The sequence below is a fragment of the Streptosporangium sp. NPDC000095 genome (assembly GCF_042899335.1).
Taxonomy (GTDB): Bacteria; Actinomycetota; Actinomycetes; order Streptosporangiales; family Streptosporangiaceae; genus Streptosporangium.
In genome coordinates this window covers 1,091,346-1,103,698 of the sequence record NZ_JBIAZS010000001.1, presented here as the reverse complement: position 1 = coordinate 1,103,698, position 12,353 = coordinate 1,091,346, and the positions used below count along the sequence as shown (strand labels likewise).

At 70.6% G+C, this 12,353-nt stretch carries 6 protein-coding genes; all 6 read left to right on the top strand.

Annotated elements, in window-relative coordinates:
• Positions 1 to 240 precede the first annotated feature (240 nt).
• Genes ACFY3V_RS04580 through ACFY3V_RS04555 form a run of 6 tightly spaced genes read left to right on the top strand, consistent with a single transcriptional unit; the run spans position 241 to position 12,086 of the window.
• Positions 241 to 1,695 (top strand): class I adenylate-forming enzyme family protein, encoded by a 1,455-nt coding sequence (locus tag ACFY3V_RS04580; RefSeq protein ID WP_362898532.1) that lies wholly within the window; start codon positions 241 to 243, stop codon positions 1,693 to 1,695.
• Positions 1,695 to 3,338 carry a condensation domain-containing protein gene (locus tag ACFY3V_RS04575; RefSeq protein WP_389769933.1) on the top strand — a complete coding sequence of 548 codons (1,644 nt, stop codon included), beginning with the start codon at positions 1,695 to 1,697 and terminating at the stop codon, positions 3,336 to 3,338. Before ACFY3V_RS04580 ends, ACFY3V_RS04575 begins: the two co-directional genes overlap by 1 nt.
• Complete coding sequence (locus ACFY3V_RS04570) at positions 3,331 to 4,254, top strand: thiamine pyrophosphate-dependent dehydrogenase E1 component subunit alpha (RefSeq protein ID WP_350944652.1); 924 nt, start codon at positions 3,331 to 3,333, stop codon at positions 4,252 to 4,254. The genes ACFY3V_RS04575 and ACFY3V_RS04570 overlap by 8 nt, the downstream gene beginning before the upstream one ends.
• A complete protein-coding gene (locus ACFY3V_RS04565) occupies positions 4,245 to 5,228 on the top strand; it encodes an alpha-ketoacid dehydrogenase subunit beta (RefSeq protein ID WP_389769929.1) in 984 nt (327 codons plus the stop codon). Before ACFY3V_RS04570 ends, ACFY3V_RS04565 begins: the two co-directional genes overlap by 10 nt.
• The gene (locus tag ACFY3V_RS04560) at positions 5,221 to 6,438 is read left to right on the top strand and encodes a 2-oxo acid dehydrogenase subunit E2 (RefSeq protein WP_389769926.1); all 1,218 of its coding nucleotides are present in this window, start codon (positions 5,221 to 5,223) and stop codon (positions 6,436 to 6,438) included. Before ACFY3V_RS04565 ends, ACFY3V_RS04560 begins: the two co-directional genes overlap by 8 nt.
• Positions 6,435 to 12,086 (top strand): amino acid adenylation domain-containing protein, encoded by a 5,652-nt coding sequence (locus tag ACFY3V_RS04555; RefSeq protein ID WP_389769923.1) that lies wholly within the window; start codon positions 6,435 to 6,437, stop codon positions 12,084 to 12,086. Before ACFY3V_RS04560 ends, ACFY3V_RS04555 begins: the two co-directional genes overlap by 4 nt.
• The last annotated feature ends 267 nt before the right edge of the window (positions 12,087 to 12,353 follow it).

The following is a 12,353-nucleotide window of genomic DNA, read 5'->3' as shown; positions in this document are numbered from 1 at the left end:
AGAAACCTTTCAGTTAGCTCCGCGGTCGTCAGTGTTACACCTTCGTCCTGAGGGCGCAAGGGTCACTTTCGCGCGTTTTCAGTTCCTTTGTGAACCCCCTCCCCAAAGTCTTGTGTGAGCCTTACGATCATGTAAGACTAGCGCTCGATTTTAAATAGTAAAGATTCTTTCCTGTTGCGCCTTCGGTGCTCGCACACATCGAACGCGCATACATCCGATCTTTAATGGGAGGTTCACTTGGTGAACCTGACCGTCCCCCAGTTGCTCAGGGACCGAGCCCTCGCCGACCCCGAGGGGGTCGCGCTGATCGTGCACGGCTCGGCTCGGCTCACCTATCGCGAGTGGCACGAGCGGTCCACCGCGCTCGCGAACAGCCTGGTCGCACGGGGCGTCACCCGAGGCGACCGGGTGGGTCTGGTGTTCGGGGCCGCGGACTGGGCGGACTACGCCGTGGCGTTCTGCGGGGTGCTGGCGGCAGGGGCGGTGGGCGTACCGCTCTCCGACCGCCTCGCCCTCGATGACCTGCGCCTCATGCTGGAGAACTGCCGCGCGACCGGCGTCGTGCACGCCCCGGGTCTCGCGGTGCCCGAGGTCGGCTGGAGCGCCACGGTCGACGGTCTGAACGTCGAAACCTCCTATGAGAAGGCCGATATCGCGCCTCCGGAGCCCGGAGATCTCGCCCAGATCCTCTACACCTCCGGTACGACGGGCCGTCCCAAGGGGGTCTCGGCGACCCATGCCAATCTGGCCTACGGCTGCGGTGCCAAACGCCGCCCGTTCGCGCACTCCCGGCATCTGGTCCACGCCTTCCCGATCGGGACCAACGCCGGGCAGGCGATGCTGATCAACGCGCTCGACGCCCATCCGGCCGTCGTGACGCTGCCGCGCTTCACCCCGGCCCGTTTCGCCTCGCTGATCGAGTCCTACCGTGCGGGAACGGTCTTCCTCGTCCCCGCGATGGCCATCGAGCTGATCAACGCGAAGGTGGCCGAACGGCACGACCTGTCCAGCGTGCTGCTGCTCGGCTCGGCCGCCGCGCCGCTGCCCTCGGCCGTCGCCCAGGCGCTGACCACGGCCTTCCCCAGAGCGACGATCACCAACTACTACACCTCGACCGAGGCGGCCCCGGCCCAGACGGTGATGATGTTCGACCCGGACCGGCCGGGAAGCGTCGGCCGCGCCATCGCCGGAGGACGGGTCAGGATCGCCACCGCGGAGGGGGAGCCACTGGAGGCGGGAGAGACCGGGGAGGTCTGGATGCGATCCCCCGCGGCACCGCGCGCCTACTACGGCGACCCCGAGAACGGGACCTTCCGCGGCGGCTGGGTGCGGATGGGCGATCTCGGCTACATCGACGCCGAAGGCTATCTCTACCTCGTCGACCGCGAGAGCGACGTGGTGAAGTCCGGGGCCTTCAAGGTCTCCACGATCCACATCGAGGAGGTCGTCTACCGGCACCCCGCGGTGATCGAGGCCGCCGCGTTCGGGGTTCCCCACCCCGTGCTCGGAACCGTCGTCGCGGTGGCCCTCGTCACCGAAGAGGCCCTCGCGCCCGAGGATCTGCGGATCTTTCTCAAGGACCGCCTCGCCCCGCACGAGTTGCCCGCGCACGTCATCACGGTCGACGCCCTGCCGCGCAACGCCGGCGGCAAGGTCGACAAGAAGGCCCTGCGCCGGATGACGGAGAGCGAGTGATGGCCGGTCTCGCCGCCGAGAACACTTCACGGAACGAGGTGGCGGAGACCTCGGAGACCTCGCGGGAGAACACGTCCGCGGGCCTGCCGGAGGTCACGTTCACCCAGCAGGGGATGTGGGTGACCGAGCAGAGCGTGGGCGGGGGCGCCGCCTATCACATGCCGATACTCGTCCACCTGCGCGGCGATCTGGACACCGGAGCGCTCCTGGCGGCCTGCGCGGCGGTGGTCGCCCGGCATCCGATGCTGCGCGATGTGGTGGCGGAGGTGGACAACGAGCTGCGGCTGGTGCCGGGAGCCGAGGTTCCCGTACGCCGAGTGACGATCCCCTCTTCCGCCGACGTCGCCGCGGGGGCGGCGGGGGACACGCGCGACCTTTCGCCCTCGCCGCATTCGCCTTCCCGGGACGGCGAGAGCGGTGAGGACGGCGAGCGGTACGGGCGGGCCGTGCGGGAGGAGATCCTGCGCGCGTTCGACCTGGAGAAGGGGCCGCTGGCCAGGTTCACCCTGTTCGAGATCGGTCCCGGACGGAACCTCCTGCTCTTCGTCGCCCACCACCTGATCTTCGACGGGCAGTCGAAGGACATCCTGGTGCGCGATCTGGCCGCCTTCTACAACGGCGAGCCGCCGCCCCCGCTGCCGGAAATCGACCACGGGCGGGCCGAGCGCGACCGGGTGGCCGCCCTGCTTCCCGCCGCGCGCGAGTTCTGGAAGCCCCGCTGGCGCGATCCCGGCGAGACCGTCGTTCTCGGCCGCGCGCTGAGATCCCGGCGAGCGGCCCAGGGCCGGGTACTGCGGTTCACCGTGAACCCGTCGATCGAGCCGGACCCGTCGCGGGACCTCTCCTCCACCCCCCTCCTGACCCGGTTCGAGGTGCTGCTCGCCGGGCTGCACACCCTGCTCCTCGGCTACGGCAACACCGCGGTCACCACCGCCGTCGACCTGTCGACCCGGACCCCCGAGGCCGCGGGACACATCGGGCTGTTCGTCAACGAACTCCCGGTCGCCTCCGGTCCGTCCCCCGAGGCGACCTTCCGCGAGTTCGCCACCGCGCTGCGCACCGAACTGAGGGAGATCTACCGCTTCCGCCAGGTGCCGCTCTCCCGGGCGATGCCCCGCCTCAGACCACACGCCGCGCTCGTCCCCGTCTCCGTCAGCTACCGCACCCGCCGCGACACGGACCCGGTGTTCACCGGGCTCGACGCGTCGGTGGAGTGGACCGTCTTCAACCACGCGGTACGCGGCGCGCTGCACCTGCAGTGCGTGGACGGTCCCGGCGGGCTGGAGATCAGCCTGCGCCACGACCCCGAGACGGTGCCCGACGCCGCCAGGGTCGCCGACGACCTGCGTCTCCTTCTGGAACGCGCCACGCACAACCCCAACCTGACACTGCACGAAATTCTGGAGGACGAGATGGGTTCCGTCACCACGCTGAACGACCAGGTACGCGAGATCTGGGAAGAGGTGCTCGGCATATCACCGATCGCCGATGACGACGACATCTTCGATCTGGGGGGTCACTCCCTCACCATCACGCAGATCATCGCCCGGATGCGCAAGCGCCTGGACATCGAGGTCTCCCTCGACGACTTCTTCGACAACCCGACAATCGCCGGGATCGTGGACTCCCTCGGCGATGACTGAGATCCTCGACGGCCTCCGTCTCTCCCGCCTCGCCGACGACGACCTGGAACTCCTGCTGTTGGTGAGGCACTTCGAGCTCAAGCTCCTGGAGCTGTACGGCAGGGGCGACCTCAACGGCACCACGCACACCTGCCTCGGCCAGGAGTACGTCCCGGTCGCGCTGCGATCCCTGCTCGGCCCGGCCGACCACGTCTTCAGCAACCACCGGGGACACGGCCACTACCTGTCCAGGTTCCGCGACCCGCACGGCCTGCTCGCCGAGATCATGGGCAGGGAGGGCGCGGTCTGCGGGGGCGTCGGCGGCAGCCAGCACATCCACCGCGACCGCTACATGTCCACCGGCGTTCAGGGTGAGAGCATGCCGGTCGCCGCCGGTGTCGCGCTGCACCTCAAGCGCTCCGAGCCCGGCACCCTCGCCTGCGTCCACATCGGCGACGGCACCTGGGGCGAGGGCGCGGTCTACGAGGCGCTGAACCTCGCCGCGCTCTGGCGGCTCCCGCTGCTCGTCGTGGTGGAGAACAACGGCATCGCCCAGTCCACTCCGACCGCCTCGCAGATGGCCGGGACGGTGGCCGGCCGGGCGGCGGCCTTCGGCATCGCGCACCGGCTGGTCGTCTCCACCGACGTCAACGAGATCCGCCTCTCGCTGGAACGCGAGATCGCGCGGGTGCGCGAGGGGCAGCCCCTGGTGGTCGAGTTCGTCACCCACCGCCTCGGGCCGCACAGCAAGGGCGACGACATCCGCCCGGCCGACGTCGTACAGGCCGCGAGGGAGAACGACTGGTACGCCCGCTACGCCCACGACCACCCCGAGCACTTCCACCGGCTCGACGGCGTCGTCAAGGCCGAGGTCGAGGCCGTCGCCGACGAGGTGGCCGCGCGCCCTCTCTCCCGCTGGGAGGGATCGTGCGTGTAGCGGAGAACCTCAACGCGGCCCTGCACGGGCTGCTGAACGACGACCACACCGCCTACGTGCTCGGCGAGGACATCCTCGACCCGTACGGCGGCGCCTTCAAAATCACCAAGGGGCTCTCCACCCGCTTTCCCGAGCGGGTGATCGGCACCCCGATCAGCGAGGGCGCGCTCACCGGCGTCGCGGCGGGACTGGCGCTCGCCGGTAACACGGCCGTGGCCGAGATCATGTTCGGCGACTTCGTGGCGCTCGCCTTCGACCAGCTGTGCAACTTCGCCGGCAAGTCGGTGTCGATGTACGGCAGGCGGCTGCCGCTGCGAATGGTGGTGCGCTGCCCCACCGGTGGCGGCCGGGGCTACGGTCCCACGCACAGCCAGAGCCTGCAGAAGCACTTCGTCGGCATGCCGGGACTGTCGCTGTACGAGATGTCCCCCTTCCATGACAACCGCGCGGTGTTCGCGGCGATGCTGGAACGGGGCGAGCCGTGCGTGTTCTTCGAGGACAAGGTCCTCTACACCCGGCAGATGGAACGGGTGGACCCGCTGTTCCTGATGCGCCGCGACGGGGACCTGGCCGTGGTGGACATCCGCGACGCGGGTGACCGTCCCGACTGCGTGGTCATCGCTCCCGGCGGAATGGTCCACCGGGTGCTGGGCGCGATGCGCTCCCTGATGATGGAGGAGGAGATCTCCGCCCGGCTGCTCGTCCCCTCCCGGCTCTACCCGCTGGACGTCGACACGCTGCTGCCCCACCTCGGGGATGTCGTCCTGGTCGCGGAGGAGAGCACCGCCGGGGGCACCTGGGGCAGCGAGGTCGCCCACCTGCTGCACGCCCGTCTCTGGGACCGTCTGCGAGGACCCGTCCGCCTCGTCCACTCGCAGGACTCCGTGATCCCCACCGCCGCGCACCTGGAGAACGAGGTCCTGGCCGGGGAGTCCACGATCCACCACGCCGTACGGGAGGCTCTGCGTGGCTGACATCCACGTTCCCAAACTCAACAACAACGACACCGAGTACCTGGTCGTCGAGTGGCTCGTCGGGAACGGAAAGCCCGTCGTCGCGGGAGAGCCGATCGCCGTACTGGAGACCTCCAAGGCGGCCGACGAGCTGGAGGCGGGGGAGAGCGGCTACCTGCACCACGTCGCCGCCCTCGACAGCTGGATCGCTCCGGGCGCGCTCCTCGCCCGCATCACCGCCGAGGCGGTTCCGCAGCCCGCCCCGGTCACCGACGTGCCCGCGCCGGTCACCGGCGTGTCCGCCCCGGTGGTCTCCGAGGATGCGGCGCGGCAGCGGGACGCGCCGGTGGCCGAGCCGGTCGTCACCGCTCCCGCGCGGGTGGCGATGGAGGAGCTCGGCGTCTCCCACGCCGAGGTCGCGTCCCTGGGCCTCGCCGTCGTCCGCAGGACCGACGTGGAGGCCCTGGTCCGCCGCCGTACCGGGCAGACGGCCTCCGACGTGCACGAAGACGTGCACGAAGACGTGCACGAAGACGCGCGGAAGGAGCGGCAGGACGCGCGGGAGTCGGCCGCGGACCCGGGCGCGCACCGCCTCTCGCGGGTGCAGCGTGCCGTCGCGCGTGCCGTCACCACCTCGCACGCGACCATCCCCGCCGCGTACACCGTGGTGAAGTTCGAGGTGGGCCCGCTGCTGGAGCGGGCCAAGGGGCTGAGCAGGGAGGTACGCAGGCCGGTCGGGCCGGCGGAGCTGTTCGTCCAGGCCGTGGCCGCGCTGCACCCGGCGTTCCCGCTGTTCTTCGCCTCGGTCGACGGTGACCGGGTACATCCGGCCGACGCCCCGCGCGTCGGCGTCACCTTCGACATGGGAGAGGGCCTGTACGTGCCGGTCGTCCACGACACCGGCTCGCTCAAGGCCATCGCCGACGCGCTCATGCGCTACCGGCTCGCCGCCACCGAGGGGGACTTCCGCGAGAAGGACCTCACCGGTGCCAACATCGCCGTCACCCTGCACACCGACGCCGATGTCATCCTCGCGATCCCCCTCATCTTCCCCGGTACGGTCTGCGCTCTCGCGATCACCTCGCCGCAGCCCGAACCGCGACTCGCCGAGGACGGCACGGTGACGATGAGAACCGTCGCCAACATCGGCCTCGCCTACGACCATCGGCTGATCAACGGACGGGACGCCGCGCTCTTCCTCGCGGCCCTCCGGATGGAGTTACAAGCGTGACCGAGACAACACTGTCGGACGCCAAGAAGGCGCTGCTCGCCAGGCGGCTCAAGAGCCGCGGAGAGTCACGGGCCACCGTCGCCCGCCGCGCCTCAGGAACCGTCCCGCCCCTGTCCCACGCCCAGGAACGCCTGTGGTTCCTTGAGCAGTATCGGCCGGGCACCACCACCTACACCGTCCCCGTCGCGGTGCGTCTGCGCGGTGAGCTGGACGAAGACGCGCTGCGCCGGGCGCTGGACGAGCTCGTCGCGCGCCACGAGGCCCTGCGGACGCGGTTCCTCACCACCGACGACGGCACCCCGGAACTCGTCGTCGACGAGCCGGGTCCGGCCGCGCTGCGCGTCGTCGAGGCGGACGGCGTGGACGCCGCGATCGAGCTGCTCGACGCCGACCTCGCCGTCCCGTTCGACCTGGAGCACGGCCCGCTCTTCCGCACCGTGCTGGTGAGGATCGCGCCCGACGACCACGTCCTTCTCATCGCCGCCCACCACACCGTCATCGACGGCTGGTCCAGCGACCTGCTCATCCGCGAGTTGCTCGTCCTGCACGACGGCGGGACCCCGCCGTCCGCACCGGTCGGCTACGGCGACTACGCCCTCTGGCAGCGGGGCCGCGACCACCGCCGCGAGATCGACCACTGGCGCGACCGGCTCGCCGGGCTGCCCGCGATCGAGCTGCCCACCGACAGGCCGCGCCCCGCCGAGCAGCGCCACGAGGGAGCCGCCCTCGACGTCCGGGTGGACGCCGACCTCACCAGGCGGCTCACCGAGCTGGGCGCCGAGGCCGGCGCCACGCCGTACATGACGCTGCTCGCCGCCTTCCAGGTCCTGCTGGCCCGTTACTCGGGACAGACGGACTTCGCGGTCGGCTCCCCGGTCGCCGGGCGCGGGCTGCCCGAGCTGGACGGGGTCGTCGGCATGTTCGTCAACACCCTGGTCCTGCGCGCGGACCTGGCCGACGACCCGTCGTTCACCACCTTCCTCGCCAGGACGCGCGAGAGCGCCCTGGACGCCTACGCGCACCAGGAGCTCCCGTTCGACCAGCTGGTCAACGAACTGAACGTGGTCCGTGACGTGAGCCGGTCGCCGCTCGCGCAGGTCACCTTCGCGCTGCAGAACTTCAAGGCGGGCGAGGAGGACGGGCGCGTCTCCTACCTCACGCTCCCGGCGAGGACGACCCGCTTCGACCTCGGCCTCTACCTGTTCGAGAGCCCGGACGGGCTGGTCGGCCACCTCGCCTACAGCACCGCGCTCTTCGACCCGGAGACCGTGGAACTGCTGGCGGCGCGCTTCGAGACGCTGCTGCGCTCGATCGTGGCGGACCCGGACACGCGGGTGGGCGAGCTGTCGCTGCTCTCCGACGAGGAGCGGGAGAGGGTCCTGGGCTTCGGCTCGGGTCCCGCGCTCCGGCCGTCGGGTCACGAACTGCTGCACGACCTCGTCACCGCGCGGGCCGCGCTCACACCCGGTGCGACGGCCGTGGTCCACGAGGGCTCGCCCGTCTCGACCACGCTGCCCGCCACGCGCGGCGGCTCAGGGCCGGGTACGGCGTCGACGGCGGGCGGCTCGCTGACGTACGCCGAGCTCGACGAGCGTTCCACCAGGATCGCCGCCCTGCTGAGGAACCGTCACGGCGTGGGCCCCGACACCAGGGTGGGCGTCTTCCTCGACCAGTCCACCGACCTGGCCGCGGCCGTCATCGGCGTGCTGAAGGCCGGTGGCGCCTACGTGCCCCTCGACCCCAAGCAGCCCCGTGACCGGCTGGCGTACATGCTCGCCGACGCCGGAGCCGTCGCCGTCCTGACCACCTCCGCCTTGTGTGACCTGCTTCCCGACGTCGCCGGCGCCGGCGCGCCGACGATCCGCCTGGACTCCGAGGCGCTTGACGAGACCGGGTTCGAGCCACCGGAGGTGTCGCCCGGCCATCTCGCGTACGTGATCTACACGTCGGGGACCACCGGGCGGCCGAAGGGCGTCGGGGTGCAGCACCGGCAGGTGCTCAACTATCTCGCCGGGGTCGAGGAGCGCTTCGAGGTCGAACCCGGCGGGGTCTACACCCTGCTGCAGTCGCTCTCGTTCGACTTCGGGGTGACGATCTTCTACCTGTCGCTCATGACCGGCGGAGAGCTGCACCTGGCCGACCCGCAGGCCCCCGCCGAGGAGCTCGCCGGGCTGCTGAGCGGCACCGACTACCTGAAGATGACCCCCTCCCACCTCGCCTCGCTGCTCGCCGCGGTGGACGACCCCGCGCAGCTGCTCCCGCGCAAGCTCCTCGTCCTCGGCGGCGAGGCCTCCCGGTGGAGCTGGGCCCGTGAGCTGACCGCGCACAGCACGGTGGTCAACCACTACGGCCCCACCGAGGCGACGGTCGGCATCTCCACCCACGCCGTCACCGGCGAGCACGAGCGGGCGCTGAACCTGCCGATCGGCAGACCGCTGCCCGGGGCCGCGGTCTACGTGCTCGACGAGCACCTGCGGCTGGTCCCGCCCGGCATGACCGGCGAGATCTACCTCGGCGGCGACCGGCTCGCCCGCGGATACCTCGGGCGGCCCGGCCTGACGGCCGAGAGATTCCTGCCCGACCCGTACGGCGGGCCCGGCGCCCGCATGTACAGGACCGGTGACCTCGGCCGGTGGCTGCCCTCGGGCGACCTGTGCTTCCTCGGCCGCCGCGACCTGCAGGTCAAGGTCAGGGGCTACCGGGTGGAGCTGCCGGAGATCGAGTCGGTGCTCGCCGACCAGCCGGGGATCGCCCACGCCGTCGTCGACCTGCGCGGGGACCGGCTGGTCGCGTACGTGGTCGGCGAGGTCGCCGGAGACCAGATCAGCGTCAGCGAGCTGCGGGCGCGGCTCGGTGAGCGGCTCCCCGAGTACATGATCCCCGGGCGGTTCGTCTGGCTGGACGAGCTGCCCCTGAAGTCGCACGGCAAGGTCGACCGGGCCAGGCTGCCCGAACCCGACGAGGCGCGGCCCGACCAGGAAGCCGGATTCGTCCCGCCGGAGACGCCTCTCGAAGAGGCGATCGCCGAGGTGTGGGCGAAGGTGCTCGGCCTGGTACAGGTCGGCGTGCTGGACGACTTCTTCGACCTGGGCGGTCATTCGCTGCTCGCCGCACAGGTGGTCGCCCGCCTTCGGAAAGCCATTCCTGAAGGCGGGCGCCAGGTCACGATCCTGGACCTGTTCAAGCACCGGACCGTCCGCGAGCTGGCGCGGCTCGTCGAGACGGCCGACGACGGCCCGCGCATGCTGTTGCACCGGCTCACCCCGGCCCGCGCGGCCACCTCGACCCTGGTCTGCGTGCCGTACGGCGGCGGCAGCGCCGCCATCTACCAGCCGCTGGCCGACAGGCTGCCCCAGAACTGGGCGCTGCACGCGGTCGCCGTCCCCGGCCAGGAGATGGGGCTGATCGAGGAGACCCGGCCGGTGGCGGAGGTCGCGCAGGGCTGCGTGGACGAGATCCTCAAGGACATCCGAGGCCCGCTCGCGCTGTACGGGCACTGCGGGCTCGGCGTCATGCTGACCGTGGAGATCGCCCGTCGTCTGGAGGCCGCGGGCCGCCAGGTCGAGGCGATCTACCTCGGCGGCATCTTCCCCTTCGCCCGCCCCACCTCGGTGCTGGCCAAGCTGTCGAACCTCACCGACCGCCTCCGCAGCGACCAGGTCTGGGCGAACGCCCTGCAGGCCGCGGGTCTCGACGTGGAGGACCTGGAGCGCGACCAGCTCAAGCTGATGATCGACAACCGTCGCAAGGGCACCAAGGAGGCGGAGCGCTACTTCACCCACCTCTTCGAGGAGGGCGTCGAGCCGCTCAAGGCGCCGATCATCTCCGTGGCGGGCGACCGCGACCCGGCCACCGAGTTCTATCAGGAGCGCTACCGCGAGTGGCATCTTCTCACCGGCTCCACGGCCGTGGTCGTCCTCGACGAGGCCGGGCACTTTTTCCTGAAATATCGGGCGGAAGAGCTCGCGACCATCGTCACCGGCACCCACCGGGCCATCGCCTCGGGTGACACGGCCAAGCTGGCCCGCACCGACCGGTCCACCTGGTGGCTCGGCGGCGTCTCCACCCAGGACGACCTCGCCGAAGTCGCCCCGGCGACGACGGCACCCGCGATCACCGGTGCGGGACCGGTCGCCCCCGCCGGTCCTGACTCCGCCGGTCCTGACTCCGCGGCGTCCTCCCTTCCCGGCTCCGGCACGGGCGGCGCGCCACCGGGGACGACAGACCCGCTCGCGACGGGCACCCCGGCGCGCTCGGGACCTCCGCCCAGCATGAAACGGTTCGCCGTCGTGGCGGCCGGGCAGCTCGTCTCGATCGTCGGGTCGTCGCTCACCGAGTTCGCCATCCCGCTGTGGATCTACATCACCACCGACTCGCTCGCCAGGTTCGCCCTCTTCTCCGTCCTCGCGCTCGTTCCCGGCATGCTGGTCTCCCCGCTGGCCGGAGCCCTCGTCGACCGCCACGACCGGCGCAAGATCATGATCGCCGGAGACATCGGCGCGTTCGGCACCCAGCTGACACTGGGCATCCTGCTGTGGACCGGCAACCTGCAGATCTGGCACATCTACCCGCTCCTGGTGCTGCTGTCGATCGCGCTGACCTTCCAGCGCCTCGCCTACAACTCCGCCATCCCGCAACTGGTGCCCAAACGCTTCCTCGGGCACGCCAACGGTGTGGTCCAGATGGTCACCGGTACCGCTCAGCTCGTCGTCCCGCTGGCCGCGGTCGGCCTGATGGCCGCGATCGGGCTGGAGGGCATCCTCGTCCTGGACGTCGCCGCGTACGTCTTCGCGATCAGCGTGCTGCTCTTCGTCCGCTTCCCGAAGACGATGGCGTGGAAGCGCAGGGAGTCGCTGGTCGCCGAGATGGTCGAGGGCTGGAAGTTCTCCTGGGGCAACCGGGGCTTCCGCGGCATGCTGTTCTTCTTCGCGGTGCTGAACATCTTCCTGTCCCCGCTCTTCCTGCTCATCTCACCGCTCGTCCTGGGCTTCGCCACCCTGGACGACGTCGGCCGGATCTCCTTCTTCGGCGGTCTCGGCGTCTTCCTCGGCGGCCTGACCATGACCGTCTGGGGAGGCCCGCGACGGCAGCGGCTGCGCGGCGTCATGCTCTCCACCCTCGTGCTCGGCGTCTTCTGCCTGGTCACCGGTCTGCAGCAGAACCTGATCCTGATCGGGATCGGCGCCTTCGGCATGTCGTTCTGGCTGACCATGCTCAACGGCGTCTACGCGACGATCATCCAGGTCAAGGTGCCGCAACGCTTCCACGGTCGCGTCATCGCGCTCAACACGCTCGTCGCCTGGTCGACCCTGCCGGTCGGCTTCGGCCTGGTCGCCCCGTACGGCAGCGAGCTGTTCGAACCGCTGATGCTCCCCGGAGGGCCGCTGGCCGACACGGTCGGCCTCGTGCTCGGCACCGGCGAGGGCCGGGGCGTCGGCCTGATGTACGTGCTGTTCGCCGTCGCCATCGTGGTCACGGCGCTGGTCGCGATGCGGACCCGCACGCTGTCCAGGTTCGACACCGACGTCCCCGACGCGCTCCCGGACGACCTGGTCGGCTTCCAGGCCATCCAGAGGCGCCAGGAGCGCGAGCGCCAGGAACGCGAGCGCGGCGAGCCGACAGCCGAGGTGATCTCGATTCGGAGATGACGTCCTTCCCACGCCCGAAGGCGGGGTCTCCACGCTGAAAGCGATCACTTCTCCCGGCCGGCCGGTCGGCAGAGGCGCGGTCTTTCATCAGGACTCAAGGCCCGGGAACACAGAGTGCTCACCTGGCGGCGGCCACCACCGGGAGTCCGCCGGATGGCTTACTCCCGGAACCGATCAGGAAGACGACGACCCCGTCCTGAGCGGCGTAACCCCGGCCCTCTTTCGGAGAGGGCCGGAAGGAACGGGCGAAGAGAAAACGGACGGGGC